Raw genomic sequence first — 17785 nt, forward strand, 5'->3', positions numbered from 1 at the left:
CTTAGAAAGCAAAACAAGTACAACCAATACCCCATTTAGTTCCATCTTTTCCTATTACAGTATGAGTGTGTTGATGGAGAGGGTTACTGCAACTATGTAACTTGTGATCATGGGCATCGTGAGAAAGTATAGTGTGGGCTAGGTTAGCACCACCATAACCATAAACTCCCGTCGGTGACCAATCAGGTGATGCTGGCGGCAATTCAGGTGATAAATTTTTAAATTCATCATTTCCATAAACAACCTGCCCACCCATAATGGTGAGTAATGATTCAAGGTCTTTGATTTCTTCTTCTGGCACAGTAAAGTAGTCAGCAGACAATACAGCAATATCAGCAAACTGACCTACTGTAAGGGTTCCCTTTTTACCTTCATCACCAGAGAACCACGCACTTCCTTTTGAATATAATTCCAGGGCTATTTTTCTATCAAGTTTATTTTTTTCATCGTATATCGAAAGACCACCAATGGTTTTTCCGGCAACCATCCAGTAAAGAGCGACCCAAGGGTTATAGCTGGAAACCCTAGTTGCATCACTACCAGCGCCAACAGGTATACCTAGGTCTAACATACGATAAATTGGAGGAGTACGCTTTGCAGCTTCCTTTCCGTATAAATCAACAAAGTATTCACCTTGAAAAGCCATGCGGTCTTGGATGGCAATACCGCCATTTAAAGCCTTAACACGTTCCATACTACGATCTGAGATTGTTTCTGCATGGTCAAACCACCATCGTAGACCATTAAAAGGAATTTCTTTGTTGACTTCCTCAAATACATTTAAGAAACGTGTGATTGACTCGTCATAAGTTGCATGTAAACGGAATGGCCAACGGTTTTCCACCAATAAAGAAATTACTTTCTTTAAGTCAGCTTCCATCATCGTAGCTAGTTCAGGCCGTGGCATTTGAAATTTTTCAAAATCAGCTGCCGAGAATACTAACATTTCTCCGGCACCATTCATTTTATACTTATCAGTTCCTTGACCGGGAGAAACAATTTTTGCCCATGAAGCAAAGTCTTCATATTCATGATTAGGATTTTGCGTAAATAGATTATAAGCAATGCGCAAAGTTAATTGTTCTTTCTCGGCTAAATGTTCAACAACTTTGTAGTCATCAGGGTAATTTTGGAAACCACCACCTGCGTCAATGGCACTTGTAATACCTAATCTATTTAATTCGCGCATAAAATGGCGAGTTGAATTAATCTGGTCGTCAAAATTAAGTATTGGAGCTTTACCCAGACTTGAATAAAGAATAGAAGCGTTAGGATTTGCAATTAAAAGGCCCGTTGGATTACCTCGTTTATCCCGCTCAATTAAGCAGCCTGGAGGGTCTGGGGTATCTTTTGTGTATCCCAGTGCACGCAGCCCAGCACGATTTACAAGTGCTCTATCGTAAAGATGTAGCACAAAGACAGGTGTGTCTTCAGAAACAGCATTAATCTCTTCCAAAGTTGGCAACCGTCTCTCTTTAAATTGAAATTCAGACCAACCTCCAACTACTCTTACCCACTGAGGAGCAGGTGTACGCCTTGCCTGTTCTTTGAGCATTTCGAGAGCAATGGCAAGTGAAGGCACACCTTCCCATCGTAATTCCATATTATAATGAAGACCGCCACGAATAACGTGTATATGAGAGTCATTCAGGCCCGGAATAGCTCTCTTTCTTTTAAGGTCTATTTTTTTTGTTTTTTCTGTGGCACTATCAAGAAGCTCATCTCCACCTACTGCAGTTATTAAACCATCAGTTATGGCGATAGCAGACACCTCAGGTTGAGAGGGATCAAGGGTAGTAATTTTTCCGTTATATAAGATCATATCCGGTAAATTCATATTCACACCTCGTCTACTTCCTATTATTTTGTAACCATGGATGAAATAATTTACCGAAAATCGGCATAACTACCCATGATAGCAAGGACACTATACATACAGAAACGAAAAAAGCGGACATAATAGGATTCATATGTTTTATAATAGGTCCTATCAATTTAGGAACTAACATGCTAAGAGGCCATACACCCAGAAGGGTAACGATAGACATTTTCCATTTTGGCGGTGGAACTGGCGTTTTCGGAGTAACAAACCAATAGGCCAAACTGCTTTCAGTTTTGTAACTCGGATTAGTAACTTGAAATTGTTCTGCCGTTTTTAACAAATCTCGGCGAACATCTGATTCTTGCCAAGCACGTAGATGCTCATACGTATCAAAGCGAAAAATAACAGTATACTCTCTGGATGCATTATTAGGGACTATTAGATTTACACCTAAATGCCCTGGGAATTTAGTAGCGGCAGCTTCGATTTCATGTCTCCATGTTTCAAACTGTTTTTCTTTACCTTGTTGAATTTTCCATGTAACAATCGTTGTTACTGGATCAGCAGCATCCATCGTGTTCTCTGTATAAGTCTCCTCGACAGCTACTCCTTCTTGTTTCATATTTTCCTGCTTGGAAGCGCACCATGCACCATAGTATATGCGTATTCTACGCCTTGACCATAAGCACCAGTGTGTTCTTTTACAATCTCCATTACCGCATCATAAGTGTCTTTGTGTGCCCAGTCACGTTGATATTCAAGTAAAACTTGAATTGCTGTTACTGGAATTGCACCAGCTTGTTCTACACGACGCATAGCAGCGTTATGTGCTGTCAAACTAGTACCACCTGAAGCATCATCAACTGCATACACCTCATAGCCAGCTTTAATTGCTTCAAGCACAGGGAATGCAAGGCAAACTTCAGTCCAAAGTGCTGCAAATATTAATTTCTTTCTACCTGTTGCTTTAACTGCTTCAACAAATTTTGGATCTTCCCAAGAGTTCATTGAACTGCGTTCTATAATTTCATGGTTTGGGAATATGTCAAGAATTTGCGGCCAAAAATAACCAGAAAAGCTGCGTGTCTCAACTGTAGTAAGAATAGTAGGTACGTTAAAAGTTTTTGCTGATTTAGCAAGTAGCATAACGTTATTAATCAATGTTTGTCTATCAATACTTGCAACTCCAAAAGTCATTTGAGGTTGAAAATCAATCAAAATTAAGGCACTGTTCTCCGGATTTAACAATTCGAAATTACTCATAATAAAACGCTCCTTTTTTTATTATTTTCAAAAAGTTAATTTAAGCTGTAATCATAAAAATAAAAGCTTTGCTATACTTTTTAATTTAAGATTTAGTGCTGATTTAATCAGCACTAAATCTATATTATCTACTTAAAAAAAGTAATTTAAAGCTATTTCTTTGGAATACATCTATGCATTTTGTTTACTAAGATCGCGCTGAGCTCCTAAATAGCTTCCAATTATATTTTGATAACCTGGAAGATTACTAGCAAGTAAATTGCCAAACCCTTCAACATCGTTGCGCCAATCGCGTTGTAATTCGCAAGCTACGCTAAACCAGTTCATAAGTTGTACGCCATTATGTGCCATACGCGTATTGGCAGCATCTGCAACTTGTTTGCTGAAAGTTCCTGAAGCATCAGTAACAGCAAATACTTCATATCCAGCTTTTATAGCAGAAAGTGCCGGGAAAGCAACACAAACGTCCGTAACTACGCCCGCGATGATAAGTTGTTTTTTTCCAGTTTCTTCGATTGCTTTTACAAAATCATCATTATCCCATGCGTTAATTTGTCCAGGTCGAGCTATTTTTTGTGCGTGAGGAAAGAGATCAACCAATTCTTGCATTAAAGGTCCATTAGGTCCGTTTTCAAAGCTAGTTGTTAAAATAACTGGTAAATCAAAAAACTTAGCAGTGTGAGCAAGAGCTAAAACATTGTTCTTAAATTCATCAACACCATAGTCACGTACTAGTCCGGACATAAGACCAGTTTGATGATCTACTAAAAGCACGACAGCATCATCTTTGTTAATACGAGAATAGAGATCAGTCATTATGTATTCCTCCTAAAAATTAAGTAATCGAAGAAAGTTTAAATAGTCAAATATTATCATGATTTTCTTCGTTTGTTACGATTAGTTTGTAACTAAGCTGAACGATAATATTAGTTATAACAGCATTCACAGAATATGAAGCGCTATACAAATTTATAGTATTTGAAAACCGATTCATTAATCAATTCTAAATTATCTATAATTCGGATAGATGGTAACTATAGTTATTTTCACCATAAAATTGATTGGTTTTACCTATACATTCTATAGATAGAACGATATTGATAGTTACCTATTTTTGTTATTAGAATTGAATAGGAGGAATGTTCAGCAATTATTTCATGCTGAAAAAACTATTAAATGGGGAATTGTTCCATGCTTAGAGTTAACAACATAAACACGCATAAATAGGTTACGAGATTCATCCGGATTATTGAAGAAAAGGATATATATTAAAATATTTTTTGGAGGTAGAAGAATGGCAAAGATTACTGTAGGAACCGAAAATCAAGCACCAATTGAGATATATTATGAGGATCATGGCATAGGAAAACCAGTTGTACTAATTCATGGTTGGCCGCTAAGTGGTCGATCTTGGGAATACCAAGTTCCCGCTCTTGTTGAGGCTGGATACAGAGTTATAACATATGATCGTCGAGGTTTTGGAAAATCATCTCAGCCGTGGGAAGGGTATGAATATGATACCTTTACTTCTGATTTACATCAACTATTAGAACAGTTAGAGCTTCAAAATGTCACACTTGTTGGTTTTTCTATGGGTGGAGGCGAGGTAGCCCGGTATATTGGAAAATATGGAACCAATAGAGTAGAGAAGGCTGTATTTGCAGGAGCTGTACCACCATTTCTTTATAAGTCAGCTGATCATCCTGAGGGTGTATTAGATGATGTAGCAATTCAAGGATTTGAAAATGGAGTAAAAAGTGATCGCCTAGCATTCCTTGATGAGTTTACGAAAGGATTTTTTGCTGCTGGAGATCGAACTGACTTAGTTAGTGAACCATTTCGACTTTACAATAGGGATATCGCTGCGGGTGCATCACCTAAAGGGACACTAGATTGTATCGCTGCTTTCAGCAAAACAGACTTCAGAGGCGATTTAGCCAAGGTTAATATACCTACCCTTGTTATTCATGGTGATTCAGATGCAACTGTACCATTTGAATATAGTGGGAAGTTAACACATGAAGCAATTCCTAATTCTAAAGTAGCGTTAATAAAGGGTGGTCCACATGGGCTAAATGCAACGCATGCCAAAGAATTTAATGAAGCACTCCTATCATTTTTAAAGGACTGATTACAACTATATAATTGTTAATTGATAAATTATAAACAAGTAAAAATAAAGCTTTATAAAAGATGCTCTTGGATAAATCCAGGAGCATCTTTTTAAATTAGGAGTAGTGCACCACGGTAATCTTCCATTATGAAATTTCTAGTCATTTTTAAATGGTGATATTGAGATGTTATCTTGAAAAATACTCATTAATTTCGAATTGAATAATCTTCTTAACAGCTAAAATGTAATGGTTAGAGTTTTTTTAGACCTCTTAGATGTATTGCTATATTACTATCAAGATAATATTTTGAATAATCCTCAAAACAAAGATTTTTTTGTCAGAAAACAATAAAATCTTATTAATTTTTATAATTAGTTGAATTTTTATAGAAATAATCCTCTTAATATATTAAAATAACATCGTATTATGTCTGATTTTAATTAGGGGAGAGAAATATTATGTTGAAAAAAATCATTCCAGTTGCTTTAGCAATAAGTACAGTTACTTTTACTAGTGTATTTGCTGCGCCTTCAGCACAAGCAAGTACAGAACCAAACCGCTACATAGATGTGCAAATGCTCGGTATTAACGATTTTCATGGGCAGGTAGACACTGTAAAAAAAATTAACAATAAAGATGCAGGGGGAATTGAGTACTTAGGGGCTTATTTACGTGATCGTGAAAAACAAAATCCGAATACATTAAAGGTACATGCTGGCGATGTTGTTGGAGCAAGTACTCCTGTTTCAGCATTATTACAAGACGAACCTACGATTGAATTTCTAAATGATTTGAAATTCGATGTTGGAACTATAGGAAATCATGAATTTGATGAAGGTGTTGCGGAAATGAACCGCCTTATTTATGGTGGATACCATGAGAAAACAGGGAATTTTAAAGGAGCAAAATTCCCATATGTTGCTGCAAATTTATATAATAAATCCACCGGTCGTTTATTTTTACCACCATTCACTATAAAAAAGGTACAAGGAGTTCCTGTTGGATTTATCGGAGTCGTAACAACGGATGTTCCTAACCTTGTTATGCCTACTATGCTAAAGAATGTAGAAATTACAGATGAAGTTGAAGCTATTAACAAATCCGTAAAGCAATTAAAAAAACTAGGCGTTAAATCTATCGTTGTTCTTGCGCATAACGGAGGTACAACAGATGGGAACGGCGTAACAAATGGTGATATCGTCCGATTAGCAAATGAGACTGATCCAGAAGTCGATGTTATTTTTGGTGGGCATAGCCACACTTATGTAAATGGAACTGTTAATAATAAACTTGTCGTACAAGCAAATTCTTATGGTATGGCTTTTGCTGATGTTGATGTAAAGATTGATCGTAAGACACAAGATATTGTTGAGAAAAAAGCAGAAATTGTTACAACTTACCATGAAGGCATGGAGCCTGATAAAAAAATAAAGAAGAAGATGGAGAAATATCAAGCAAAAATCGCACCTCTTGTTAATGAAGTTGTAGGCAAGTCTATTGCTCCACTAGATCGCAAACTAAATACGGCTGGTGAATCTACTCTCGGAAATTTAGTTGCTGATGCCCAGCGTGCAACAATGCAATCTCAAATTGCTCTTATGAATCCTGGTGGTATTCGTAATGACTTAGATGCTGGTGATATTACATGGGGAGAGATATATGGTATTCAACCATTCGGAAATCAATTAATAAAAGTAAATTTAACAGGCCAAGACATTCGTGATATTTTAAATCAACAATGGCAAAAAGACATAACAAGAATGCTTCAAATTTCAGGGATCCAATACACTTGGGATGCGAACAAGCCTAATGGAGAAAAAGTAACAAGTATCCGCTTAACAGATGGAGAAGAAATTATTCCTTCTAAAACTTACAGCGTAGTTGCGAATGCATTTCTAGCTTCAGGTGGAGATGGATTTGTATCCTTTAAAAACGGTAAAGATGCTGAAACAGGACCAACTGATTTTGAAGCATTAGTAGATTATATAAAAAAATCAAAAGAACCAATTCAGTCTATTATTGATGGAAGAATTCAAAAAATAAATTAGGTTTTTATTAATCTCAAAAACAACTAGATTACCTGTGCGCTAAACCTTTTAGTGTGCAGGTAATCTATTTTTTGTGGGTTTGAAATAAAGTCTTACTGTGGACAAGGGGTATACCGTCTAGATGCAGAGTGCAGGGTTTATCATTCGTTATCCAAAGGAAAAGGAAAATATAACTGGTTATGCGTATGAGCCTTAGCGTATTCGCTGTGTAGGAGATATTGCAAAAAATATATAAGGAAAAATTAACTTTAGAGGAATATATGAGGTAAGAAAGCCAAAGTGAATTGCAAATCTGTATTTTTGTTTAGGGAATAGTATTTTATAAAATAGTAGGGTACTTTATTTTAATAGATTCAAAAACTGCCTATCTAAAAATTTGATAGGCAGTTTTTTTCTTTTGGGCACAAAGTGAAATAATTTTATGATGTTCGCACATGTAGAAAATGTAATGTGTAAATATATCCGAAACACCAATCATTGCCCCTCATTATTAGCGATAGGATAGCTACTTAAGGACAAAAAAGAATGGGCTAACTTTTGTGCAAAATGTAATGGAGGCTCTACCGACTGGATATGAATATACATAATTAAGGGATTCATGTACAGCCAGTGATTATGTAAAGCACTTACAATGATTCCTTGTTGTACAATTGATTTCATAAATGCAGGAATTTCTTCTTGTAGAACAGCGATTTCGCCTAAATTTAATGCATTACCATTTGGATCCAACGATTCAAAACTTACTCCGACGGGCACTACAGAAGTACTCGGTTTTGCTTGAACAAGCACCCTAAAATCGCGGTGAAAAGACACTGAACAACCACCTTGATTTCTTTTACCTTTCCCTTTAAGTATTGTAGCAAATTGTTCACAAAGGAAATTAAAATTTTGCATAAATTCAATTCCTTTCTTGTACAAAATTATATAATTAGGGATTCGATTGAGGAGATACAGATAAACAATCTTTCTTTAGCATTCAAAAAACAGGCTGTGATTTTAATGTATCCAATGTTTATTTTAAAAGAAATACACGCGATATTACTTGGATATTCAGGATTTCATTGAAGATGATTCGTGTATCCGGGTTAATAAATTTATGATTCATGATAGTCCGTTCGAGATATTGTTATAAAAAATCGATAAAGTATGCAATTATACGCTATTAGTTTATGTAGGTTAGATAAATATGTGTCTAAATTTGAATGATAAAACTAGAAAACAACGTTGAGAAAATAACCAATAATAATTTATTTTCTATAAACAAGCACTGCTAAATAGTACTCTTTTTCGAAATAAGTCTTTCTTATATAAGTATATTGCTTTTAAATACAGGATTAAGTTTGAATACTAAAAAACGGGTTCTAAAATACCGTATCTATTCACGAAGAATCTAGTTGTTTCTTCTTGTATCTATTTACATTTTTCAGTATAGAAAAAATATAGAGGTGAATTCCTTGATATTTTCTTGAAAAATGTTCATGCACGGTTATTTTAACCAAAATTTTCATGAAAATACCTTTAAAAAGAACGTTAGTTCGTATATAATAAGAACGAATGTTCTTTTTTGTTAGGAGTGATAACCTTGTATGATTATTCTCTTTTACCGAATCGTATTATTCTTTGTGTAGATCTTCGTAGCTTTTATGCAAGTGTGTCATGTATTAAAAAAGGACTTGATCCACGATATACGAAATTGGCTGTCGTAGGGGATGTAAACCGGAGTGGATCAATTGTATTAGCAGCAACACCGCCATTAAAAGCGTTAGGAATAAAGAAGATGGCTAGAATGTACGAAATACCGAAGCGGTCAGATATTATTATTGTGAATCCGATTATGCATACATATATGAAGTGTTCAACTTACATAACCGGTTTAGCTTTACAGTATGTTGCGCCGGAAGATTTCCATCAATATAGTATTGATGAGTTTTTTATGGACATGACCGCAAGTATTCATTTGTTTGCGAGTAATCCGTACGAGTTTGCATTAAAGTTCAAGCGAGAAATATATGAACGTACACGGATTGAAAGTACGATTGGTATTGGGCCGAATTTATTATTGAGTAAAGTAGCGATGGATGTGGAAGCGAAAAAGAATAAAGATGGAATAGCGTATTGGACGTATGACGATATACCCGAGAAGTTATGGAATATTAGACCACTCAGTAAATTTTGGGGTATATCGTATAAAACGGAAATGAAATTGAACCGAAAAGGTATACATACGATTGGGGATTTAGCGCAGTATCCATTGAAGTATTTAAAACAATCGTTTGGTGTAATAGGAGAAGAATTACACTTGCATAGTAACGGGATTGATTTTAGCAGAATAGCAGAGAAATATGTTCCAGCGACAACATCTATAGCGAAAAGCCAAATATTATTTCGTGATTATTCGATAGAAGAGTTCATCGTTATTTTATTAGAGCATGTAGAAGAAGTTTGTTACAGATTGAGAAGCGAAAAGAAATACGCACAAACGATTCATTTTTCAGTCGGATATAGTAAGGAATATGGAGGAGGAATAAAAAAAGCACATACGTTAAATAGAGCAACAAATTTAACGATGGATATTTACAATGTTTGTACATATTTTTTATACGAGCGGCATACAGGAGAGCCGATTCGATCGATAAGTCTTTCCTTAACAAATTTAATACATGAAGGAGAAGAGCAAATTTCGCTTTTCGATAACATTATACAAAGAGAAAAAGAAATGAGATTAACGAAGGTTATGGACGAAATTCGAACACGATTTGGTAAGAACAGTATATTACGTGGAATTTCCTACACAAGCGTCGCAACAGCAAGATATAGAAACACATTATTAGGAGGGCACAAATCGTGAAGAATGCTAATATGCCAAAAGGAAGAGGCATGGTAAAATGGCAACCGTTTGCTAGTATGCCAGAGCAGTTTATCTGTATTAAAGACATGATACAGGAGCAAACAAAAATCCCGCGTCCAATCTTAACGCAAGATGCAAAAGAAAGGATTGAAAATAAGCTGTTAATTTCATATTTAGGTGAAGAAGAGGTTTTACTTACATATTATAAAGATGGCTATCTATATAAAAATTACATAACAGTAGCTGATATAAATCCATTAAATAAGACGATTACTTGTACCGATGCTTTTCGTAATCAAAGAATGTTTAAGTTTGGTGATGTAATGGAAGTGGACTAAAGTGTAACTGGAATCCATATAAAGGTTTATGGCCAACCATGAATAAATAGTTGGCCATAATGATCTTAAAGATCCATATTTTTTAATCCGGGACTATGCTTATTTGACATTTGTTACTTAATACTTTAATGATTTTTTTACCAATTGATTGCTACCTTAAAATACAATTTTTTTGGAAATAACTATTTTTGATATGAGATGAAAATGGGGGTAATAGCTACTTAGAATTTAATAAAAAATTGTATCTTCAAGGTTTCAAAATGACTTTTATACAATCATCTTCACGATTATTAAAAATTTGATAACCGTAGCTCGCTTCTTCAAGGGGAATTTTGTGTGTAATAATCTCCTTTGGATCGAATTCTTTGTTTGTTATTTTTTCAAATAGTTCTGGCATAAAATGAATAACAGGTGCTTGTCCCATTTTAAGATTAATATTTCTAACCCAAAATGCCCCGAGTGGAAAAGCATTATAATTGTCGCCATAAACACCCGTCATTTGAACCGTTCCGTATTTTTTTACGGCTTTCGTAGCAATTTGAATAGGCCCGAGAGTTCCACCTTGTAATTTCAATTTTTGTTCCAGGAATTCTAGTGGCGATTTCTTCCCATCCATGCCCACGCAATCAATGACTACATCGGCACCGCCATGTGTGATTTCCTTTAAATGTTCTCCCATATCAGGAAATTTTGTAAACTCAAATACCTCAACGTTGTTAATCTTTTTTGCATAATGTATCCGATAATCTAAGTAATCGACTGCGATTACGCGCTTAGCACCTTGCATCCAAGCAAATTTTTGTGTCATTAATCCAACAGGTCCACAACCTAGGACGATAACAGTATCACCTGGCTTAACACCTGCGTTTATTACACTCCAATAGGCTGTTGGCAAAACATCGGATAAAAACAGTAGAGATTCATCTTCAAGTTCGCATGATTCTGGTATAACAAATGGAGTGAAATTTCCGAAAGGAACTTTTAAATATTCTGCTTGTCCGCCTGGATGGTTACCAAATTTCTCTGTATAACCAAAGTATCCACCAGAATCATAATGAGGATTGGAGTTATCACATTGGCTTTCCATTTCATGTTGGCAATAAAAACAATGTCCACAAGCAACGTTAAAGGGAATAACAACAAGATCTCCTTTTTTTACTTTCGTAACATCTGGCCCAACTTCTTCAACAATGCCCATTGGCTCATGACCGATAATATACCCTTCAGGTAACGGCATGTTCCCTTGATATAAATGTAAATCAGAACCGCAAATAGCGGTTGAAGTAATTTTTACAATAATATCATCTTTTTTCTCTAACTTTGCATCATCAACTTGTTTAACTTGTACTTGGTTTGGTCCTTGATAGGTTACAGCTTTCATCACATATCTCCTTAGGAATCATTTTTCATAATTTATATGTATCTCTTGGCAAAACAGAAATCTATACATAGTGTTGTTATGAAAGTACGTTATAGCAACTCTTCTTTCTTATATCTTGTGCCCTATTTTAAGAAGAAACTCAATATTTATTCATAATCTAATTCCCACAAAAAGGATAATTATTATTTCATAATTTGTAGCATATTAAAAAAATCGGAGGTGAAACGATATGACAAACAATAATAGTGGAAGTCGTAATGAATTGTTAGTTCGAGGTGCTGAACAGGCTCTTGATCAAATGAAATATGAAATTGCACAAGAGTTTGGTGTACAACTTGGTGCAGATACAACAGCTCGTTCAAACGGATCTGTTGGTGGTGAAATTACAAAACGTTTAGTAGCAATGGCTGAACAACAACTTGGTGGTAGAGCTAACCGCTAAGTAAATTGAAATACAATGTAGCAGATATGTAAATCAATTTCTTTTGTATATGTATAAAAATAAAAACCCTTATAGTAAATGGATTCTCACTCAAAGATTATTGATAATCTTTGAGTATTTTATTTGTAAACTACTTTCCTAAACAATAAACACGCGGTGTTGGAAAGGTGTTTTCCATGCATAGTAGAAAATCTTTTGCAGGAAAAAGCATACTTAAAAATTTGATTTCAATATTGAAATCAATATTTATTATGATATTTTCGAAAGCGAGGAATTTAAAAATGGGTATATTAAGTGGAAATCCTCAAAATGAACCGTTACATTACGGAGAAGTATTTGATATTTGGAGTTATCTTCTCGCTGCACAAGGTGCAATTGCAAGCCATCAAGTATTTATGAATCACACAGGTGACGAAGATTTGAAGAAGTTTTTAGAAAGCTTAATTGAAAATGATATGAACTCGGAAATAGAAGAGTTAAAAACTCTTTTAAAGGTTAATGGCGTAGCTTTACCTCCTGCTCCTCCAGAACGACCAGTTGCATCTATCAAAGATATTCCTCCAGGAGCGCGTATTAATGATGCTGAAATAGCAGCAGCTGTTGCTACAGGATTAGCAGCTGGACTTGTGACATGTAGTCAAGTGATGGGAAAATGTCTTCGAGAAGATGTAGGGATGCTATTCGGACAATTTCATATGAAAAAAGCGCAAGCAGGTGTAACTTTGCTGCGTTTAAGTAAGAAAAAAGGGTGGGTAGTTCCACCTCCGTTACATGTAAGAAATTCTGATCAAGCTTAAGAAACAAAAATAAAAAAGTGGCATTGGCCACTTTTTTATTTTTTAGATGTATCCTCAACTTTGGATTTATTTATTGTAGAAGAATCCATATATTCATCTGACATTTCCATAGCATATTTATCATGATGAATATGATTATGATTTCTTAATTCATCGTCGTTACGCAGTACTAATCTCTTCATATAAATATGGAAGAAAACCTCTATTCCGCCAATAATTAATGCGGCAATAAATGAAGACAGGCCAATATTACGAGTAGCATCTAAATTCGTAAATAAGGATGTTAGTAGCCAAATGCCGAAGAAGCTTAAGCCGAAATCTGCCATTGTAGCAATCATATTTCCGTATTTAGGTAAAATGAAGAGATCGCCGATTAAATAGGCAGCTCCTGTTAGGAAAAGAGAAATGAGTAATACTCTAGGAATTGAAATGCCTTGAAAGATACCGAGTACCATTAGTAATACTGCAGTTATCGCTGTGTATTTAATTAATAAAGCAACAATATGTTTCATCATTTTCCTCCATTGTTTAAACGTATATGGAATAAAATATTTCATAAAAAACGGGTTATGCTATATAGCGTAACCCGTTTTAATCACCCTTTAATGGTAAGAAGTACAACCTGGGTAAAAAGCAGGCTTATACTACGTATAGTATTTGCGGAGTATCAAGTTTTATTCACAAGGTGTAGTTCCATTCTTATAATAGAGATGTTGCCTAAGTGCATTGTTTTTATATTAAACTTAATAATTTTTTCTGTTTTGATTTTGTTTCTTAAATATAAGAAGAAAAAGTATTTTTATGTTTAATGTATCTTTTTGTCTACATATTTTCCATAATCGGGTACAGCGATTTTATCAAATTCTTGAACGAGTGTTTTGAGGCTTGTTGATAGCAATTCACCGGACATTGGTATCCCATGTCCAGTAATAGCGACCAGAGGCTTTACTTTTTCTAATTTAATGACTGATTCTTTAGCGGCTTTCCAGTCTGTTGTTAAATAACGAGGGGGGCCGCTTATTTCCTGTTCCTGAGTAAATACTTTATATAGATATTCCTGTTTCACTGTAACAAAAGCATCCCCAGCAATTAAAGTTCGGTCTTTTTCTCGGAATAATGAAATATGCCCAGGAGTATGCCCTGGTGTATGAATCCATCTAAACTCTGGCATAGGGGGAACAGTTCCATCGGTAGGTAGTACTTTTACGCTATTTCCTAAATCAATCGGTTCATTAGGGAACAGGGGAGACATTTTGGCTACCATACCACCTTCAACTGTTGGATCTGGTTCAGGATAGCTTTGTTGTCCAGTCAAGAACGGTATCTCCAGTTGATGGGCATAGACTGGAACATCCCAATACTTAATGAGTTCAATTATTCCTCCAACATGATCAAAATGCCCATGAGTTAAAATAATTGCTTTTGGGCGGCTATTTGTACCAAATCGCTTCTCAGTAACGGAGATAATTTCATTTGCACATTTAGGCATTCCAGCATCAACTAAAACAAAATCATTGGTATGCGGATTTCCAACAAAACATATGTTGACGATTTGAATCGTGTAACAAAATAAATCAGGCAATACTTCAAGGCCATGACCACTTTCAATTGAAGTTGCTGGAATAAACTTGTAATCACTTCCATAATTCATTTCCTTGTTCACCTTTTATCCCCCTTAATATGTTTCAATACGACATTATAGTTCCCTAATTTCTCGAATCCATTTTGGGACATTTGAAAAAAGAATTAGTGGGGGATTACAAAAAAAAAATTAAGTCCTAGAATTAAGGTGGAGACATATGAATTTATATAATAGTTTCTACAATTTTTTTTGAGGAGGGTGATGAGTTAATAAAATATTTATCTTAATATTTTAATGTGTATTTATATAAAAATTACATAACAGTAGCTGATATAAATCCATTAAATAAGACGATTACTTGTACCGATGCTTTTCGTAATCAAAGAATGTTTAAGTTTGGTGATGTAGTTGAAGTGAATTAGAGGGGGGAAGATTTCTTCCTAACTTAATTATATCATGTAAATCAAGTTCGAAATAGACTGTTTATTCGTATTTACTACTGCTACAATCAAGAACACATGCATAGTAAGGAGAGATGGTAAATGAGTTCTTTCGTTCTCGATTTTCAGGAAATAGAAAACACGCAGCTTGCACTCGTTGGTGGAAAAGGATTGAATTTAGGGGAGTTATCAAGCGTTCAAGGGATACAAGTGCCAGAAGGATTTTGTGTTACAACGGTAGGATATGAAAAGGCCATCGAGCAAAATGACGAGCTTCAAACTTTGTTGCAGCAGCTAACAAAGTTGAAAATGGAAGAGCGAGCCCAAATTGGTGGAATTAGTAAGAAGATTAGAGAAGTCATTATGGCAGTAGAAATCCCTTCTGAAGTAGTGGAAGCGGTAGCTCAATATCTCTCACGTTTTGGAAACGAACATGCTTATGCCGTGCGTTCTAGTGCTACGGCTGAAGATTTACCGTATGCCTCATTTGCTGGTCAACAAGATACGTATTTAAATATTATCGGTAAAGAAGCGATTTTGCAGCATGTAAGAAAGTGCTGGGCTTCTTTATTTACAGAGCGAGCAGTTATGTACCGCATGCAAAATGATTTTGAACATAATCAAGTTTCTATATGTGTTGTCGTTCAAAAAATGGTTTTCCCTGAGGCTTCGGGAATTTTATTTACTGCTGATCCGGTTACTTCTAACCGAAAGGTAGTATCAATTGATGCCAGTTTTGGACTTGGTGAGGCATTAGTATCAGGACTGGTCTCTGCCGATAATTATAAAGTAAAAGAAGGCGAAATTACCGGAAAGATGATAGCAACTAAAAAATTAGCTATTTATGCTTTAAAAGAGGGCGGAACGGAGACGAAACAGATTGATCCGGCTCAGCAAAAAATTCAAACATTGTCTGAACAACAAATTTTACAACTAGCACAGATTGGAAGACAGATTGAAGCTTATTTTGGTTGTCCGCAAGATATTGAATGGTGTTTAGTGGATGATACATTTTATATTGTCCAAAGTCGCCCCATTACGACTTTATATCCAATTCCTGAAGAAAATGATGGGGGAAATCATGTGTATATATCAGTTGGCCATCAACAAATGATGACCGATGCGATGAAACCGCTTGGGTTATCTTTTTTCCTGTTAACGACTAATGCTCCTATGCGTAAAGCGGGAGGACGGCTGTTTGTGGATGCTACGCAACAATTAGCTTCACCTGCTAGCAGAGATTATTTAATAAACACTTTAGGAAAATCAGATCCACTCGTAAGAGATGCATTAACAACTATAATCGAGCGAGATAATTTTATTACATTGTTGCCGGATGATGAAAAAGAAAAGAGTGTTAGTAAAAGTAAGCAACCTGCAAATTCGCAACCAGAAATCGAAAATGATCCGGCAATCGTTACGAATTTAATACAGAATAGTGAAGCATCAATCGAAGAGTTAAAACGAAACATGCACATGAAATCAGGGGTGGATGTACTTAATTTTATTTTGGAAGACATCCAGCAATTAAAGAAAGTATTATTTAATCCGCAAAGTATCGCTGTCATTATGGCTGGTATGAATGCTTCAACATGGATGAATGAAAAGATGGAGCACTGGCTAGGCGAAAAGAATGCAGCAGACACACTTTCTCAATCGGTACAAAACAATATTACGTCTGAAATGGGGCTAGCATTACTGGACGTTGCTGATGTGATTCGGCCGTACCAAGAAGTTATTACGTATTTACAACATGTAGAAAACGATAACTTTTTAGATGAAATAGTTCAGTTTAAAGGTGGAGAAGAAGCCCGAGATGCCATTCTAACTTTTCTAAATAAATACGGAATGAGATGTAGTGGAGAAATTGACATTACGAAAACACGCTGGAGTGAAAAGCCAACTACAATTATCCCGATGATTTTAAATAATATAAGAGACTTTGAAGCGGGTGCTAGTAAACGGAAGTTTGAAGAAGGGCTGCAAGAAGCTTTGAAAAAAGAAGAAGAGTTAGTAAATCGATTGCAGCACTTGCCGAACGGAAAGCAAAAAGTAGAAGAGATGAAGCGGATGGTTCGTAATATCCGTAATTTTATCGGTTATCGTGAATATCCAAAATACGGCATGATTAATCGTTATTTCATATATAAGCAGGCATTATTGAAAGAAGCTGAGCAACTTGTGCAGAGCGGCGTCATTCGTAAGGTCGATGATATATACTATTTAACTTTCGAAGAACTTCACGAAGTTGTTCGCACGAATAAACTAGATTACGAGCTGATACAAAAACAAAAAAATGATTACAAATTATATGAAAAACTAACGCCTCCTCGTATCATGACGTCTGATGGAGAAATCATTACAGGCAAATATAAACGAGAAAACCTCCCAGCTGATGCGATTGTAGGCCTGCCTGTTTCTTCAGGCGTGATTGAGGGAAGAGCTCGCGTTATTTTAAACATGGAAGAAGCGAATTTAGAAGAAGGAGATATATTAGTTACTGCTTTTACTGACCCTGGCTGGACACCATTGTTTGTGTCTATAAAAGGGTTAGTCACTGAAGTTGGCGGACTTATGACTCACGGGGCAGTGATTGCACGTGAATATGGATTATCAGCAGTCGTCGGGGTAGAGAATGCTACGAAACGAATAAAAGATGGGCAACGAATTCGGGTACATGGGACTGAAGGGTATATTGAAGTGTTGTAAT

General features: G+C 35.6%; 15 protein-coding genes and 2 pseudogenes. 9 read left to right on the plus strand and 8 right to left on the minus strand.

Annotation, left to right across the window (positions count from 1 at the left end):
- Nucleotide 1: 1 nt before the first annotated feature.
- From DT250_RS04750 to ycaC, 4 genes are all read right to left on the minus strand, one after another.
- Nucleotides 2–1837, minus strand: coding sequence for an amidohydrolase (locus DT250_RS04750; protein ID WP_142293585.1), 1836 nt, complete (start codon nt 1835–1837; stop codon nt 2–4).
- A gap of 13 nt (nt 1838–1850) precedes the next feature.
- The gene (locus tag DT250_RS04755; RefSeq protein ID WP_088063901.1) at nt 1851–2444 is read right to left on the minus strand and encodes an antibiotic biosynthesis monooxygenase; all 594 of its coding nucleotides are present in this window, start codon (nt 2442–2444) and stop codon (nt 1851–1853) included.
- Nucleotides 2441–3085 (minus strand): hydrolase, encoded by a 645-nt coding sequence (locus DT250_RS04760; RefSeq protein ID WP_149212675.1) that lies wholly within the window; start codon nt 3083–3085, stop codon nt 2441–2443. The genes DT250_RS04755 and DT250_RS04760 overlap by 4 nt, the downstream gene beginning before the upstream one ends.
- Nucleotides 3086–3256: 171 nt before the next feature.
- Entirely contained in the window at nt 3257–3901 is a 645-nt protein-coding gene (ycaC, locus tag DT250_RS04765) for an isochorismate family cysteine hydrolase YcaC (protein WP_000131218.1), read from the minus strand.
- A 478-nt stretch (nt 3902–4379) separates the two neighbouring features.
- Between ycaC and DT250_RS04770 the strand changes: the two genes are divergently transcribed.
- The 3 genes and pseudogenes from DT250_RS04770 to DT250_RS04780 all read left to right on the plus strand — a co-directional run.
- Nucleotides 4380–5216, plus strand: a complete 837-nt coding sequence (locus DT250_RS04770; protein ID WP_088610136.1) for an alpha/beta fold hydrolase — start codon at nt 4380–4382, stop codon at nt 5214–5216.
- 441 nt (nt 5217–5657) lie between these two features.
- Nucleotides 5658–7247 carry a bifunctional metallophosphatase/5'-nucleotidase gene (locus DT250_RS04775; protein ID WP_098133157.1) on the plus strand — a complete coding sequence of 530 codons (1590 nt, stop codon included), beginning with the start codon at nt 5658–5660 and terminating at the stop codon, nt 7245–7247.
- 130 nt (nt 7248–7377) lie between these two features.
- A pseudogene (locus DT250_RS04780) lies at nt 7378–7516 on the plus strand (M15 family metallopeptidase); the annotation flags it as partial.
- Between the two features lie 205 nt (nt 7517–7721).
- On the opposite strand, the gene DT250_RS04785 reads toward DT250_RS04780, so the two are convergent.
- Nucleotides 7722–8141: a DUF1259 domain-containing protein gene (locus DT250_RS04785; protein WP_088063898.1), complete on the minus strand. Its 420-nt coding sequence runs from the start codon at nt 8139–8141 to the stop codon at nt 7722–7724.
- Between the two features lie 688 nt (nt 8142–8829).
- Here DT250_RS04785 and DT250_RS04790 point away from each other — a divergent pair.
- Both DT250_RS04790 and DT250_RS04795 read left to right on the plus strand, forming a co-directional pair.
- Entirely contained in the window at nt 8830–10095 is a 1266-nt protein-coding gene (locus tag DT250_RS04790; RefSeq protein WP_088122526.1) for a Y-family DNA polymerase, read from the plus strand.
- On the plus strand, nt 10092–10433 hold the full coding sequence (locus DT250_RS04795) for a YolD-like family protein (protein WP_088122525.1): 342 nt from the start codon (nt 10092–10094) through the stop codon (nt 10431–10433). The genes DT250_RS04790 and DT250_RS04795 overlap by 4 nt, the downstream gene beginning before the upstream one ends.
- Before the next feature lie 247 nt (nt 10434–10680).
- Here the strand turns inward: DT250_RS04795 and DT250_RS04800 are convergent, their stop codons facing one another.
- Nucleotides 10681–11814: a zinc-dependent alcohol dehydrogenase gene (locus DT250_RS04800; protein ID WP_149212676.1), complete on the minus strand. Its 1134-nt coding sequence runs from the start codon at nt 11812–11814 to the stop codon at nt 10681–10683.
- Between the two features lie 229 nt (nt 11815–12043).
- Between DT250_RS04800 and sasP the strand changes: the two genes are divergently transcribed.
- Both sasP and DT250_RS04810 read left to right on the plus strand, forming a co-directional pair.
- Entirely contained in the window at nt 12044–12256 is a 213-nt protein-coding gene (gene sasP / locus DT250_RS04805; protein WP_046959866.1) for a small acid-soluble spore protein, SasP family, read from the plus strand.
- Nucleotides 12257–12537: 281 nt separating this feature from the next.
- A complete protein-coding gene (locus DT250_RS04810; RefSeq protein WP_149212677.1) occupies nt 12538–13053 on the plus strand; it encodes a DUF3231 family protein in 516 nt (171 codons plus the stop codon).
- 35 nt (nt 13054–13088) lie between these two features.
- Here the strand turns inward: DT250_RS04810 and DT250_RS04815 are convergent, their stop codons facing one another.
- Together DT250_RS04815 and DT250_RS04820 are read right to left on the minus strand one after the other, a co-directional pair.
- A complete protein-coding gene (locus tag DT250_RS04815; RefSeq protein ID WP_142293610.1) occupies nt 13089–13565 on the minus strand; it encodes a YndM family protein in 477 nt (158 codons plus the stop codon).
- A gap of 293 nt (nt 13566–13858) precedes the next feature.
- On the minus strand, nt 13859–14716 hold the full coding sequence (locus tag DT250_RS04820) for an MBL fold metallo-hydrolase (RefSeq protein WP_088610455.1): 858 nt from the start codon (nt 14714–14716) through the stop codon (nt 13859–13861).
- 206 nt (nt 14717–14922) lie between these two features.
- Here DT250_RS04820 and DT250_RS32790 point away from each other — a divergent pair.
- Both DT250_RS32790 and ppsA read left to right on the plus strand, forming a co-directional pair.
- Nucleotides 14923–15057 (plus strand): annotated as a pseudogene (locus DT250_RS32790) (YolD-like family protein); the annotation flags it as partial.
- Nucleotides 15058–15177: 120 nt separating this feature from the next.
- Nucleotides 15178–17784 carry a phosphoenolpyruvate synthase gene (gene ppsA / locus DT250_RS04830; protein ID WP_149212678.1) on the plus strand — a complete coding sequence of 869 codons (2607 nt, stop codon included), beginning with the start codon at nt 15178–15180 and terminating at the stop codon, nt 17782–17784.
- Nucleotide 17785 lies beyond the last annotated feature (1 nt).

It is taken from the genome of Bacillus sp. AR2-1 (assembly GCF_008368755.1).
Classification (GTDB): Bacteria; Bacillota; Bacilli; order Bacillales; family Bacillaceae_G; genus Bacillus_A; species Bacillus_A wiedmannii.

Excerpts from the sequence above, each read along its gene's own strand:
- DT250_RS04750 (WP_142293585.1), bottom strand. The coding sequence starts at position 1,837 with ATGAATTTACCGGATATGATCTTATATAACGGAAAAATTACTACCCTT.
- DT250_RS04755 (WP_088063901.1), bottom strand. The coding sequence starts at position 2,444 with ATGAAACAAGAAGGAGTAGCTGTCGAGGAGACTTATACAGAGAACACG.
- DT250_RS04760 (WP_149212675.1), bottom strand. The coding sequence starts at position 3,085 with ATGAGTAATTTCGAATTGTTAAATCCGGAGAACAGTGCCTTAATTTTG.
- ycaC (WP_000131218.1), bottom strand. The coding sequence starts at position 3,901 with ATGACTGATCTCTATTCTCGTATTAACAAAGATGATGCTGTCGTGCTT.
- DT250_RS04770 (WP_088610136.1), top strand. The coding sequence starts at position 4,380 with ATGGCAAAGATTACTGTAGGAACCGAAAATCAAGCACCAATTGAGATA.
- DT250_RS04775 (WP_098133157.1), top strand. The coding sequence starts at position 5,658 with ATGTTGAAAAAAATCATTCCAGTTGCTTTAGCAATAAGTACAGTTACT.
- DT250_RS04785 (WP_088063898.1), bottom strand. The coding sequence starts at position 8,141 with ATGCAAAATTTTAATTTCCTTTGTGAACAATTTGCTACAATACTTAAA.
- DT250_RS04800 (WP_149212676.1), bottom strand. The coding sequence starts at position 11,814 with ATGAAAGCTGTAACCTATCAAGGACCAAACCAAGTACAAGTTAAACAA.
- sasP (WP_046959866.1), top strand. The coding sequence starts at position 12,044 with ATGACAAACAATAATAGTGGAAGTCGTAATGAATTGTTAGTTCGAGGT.
- DT250_RS04810 (WP_149212677.1), top strand. The coding sequence starts at position 12,538 with ATGGGTATATTAAGTGGAAATCCTCAAAATGAACCGTTACATTACGGA.
- DT250_RS04815 (WP_142293610.1), bottom strand. The coding sequence starts at position 13,565 with ATGAAACATATTGTTGCTTTATTAATTAAATACACAGCGATAACTGCA.
- ppsA (WP_149212678.1), top strand. The coding sequence starts at position 15,178 with ATGAGTTCTTTCGTTCTCGATTTTCAGGAAATAGAAAACACGCAGCTT.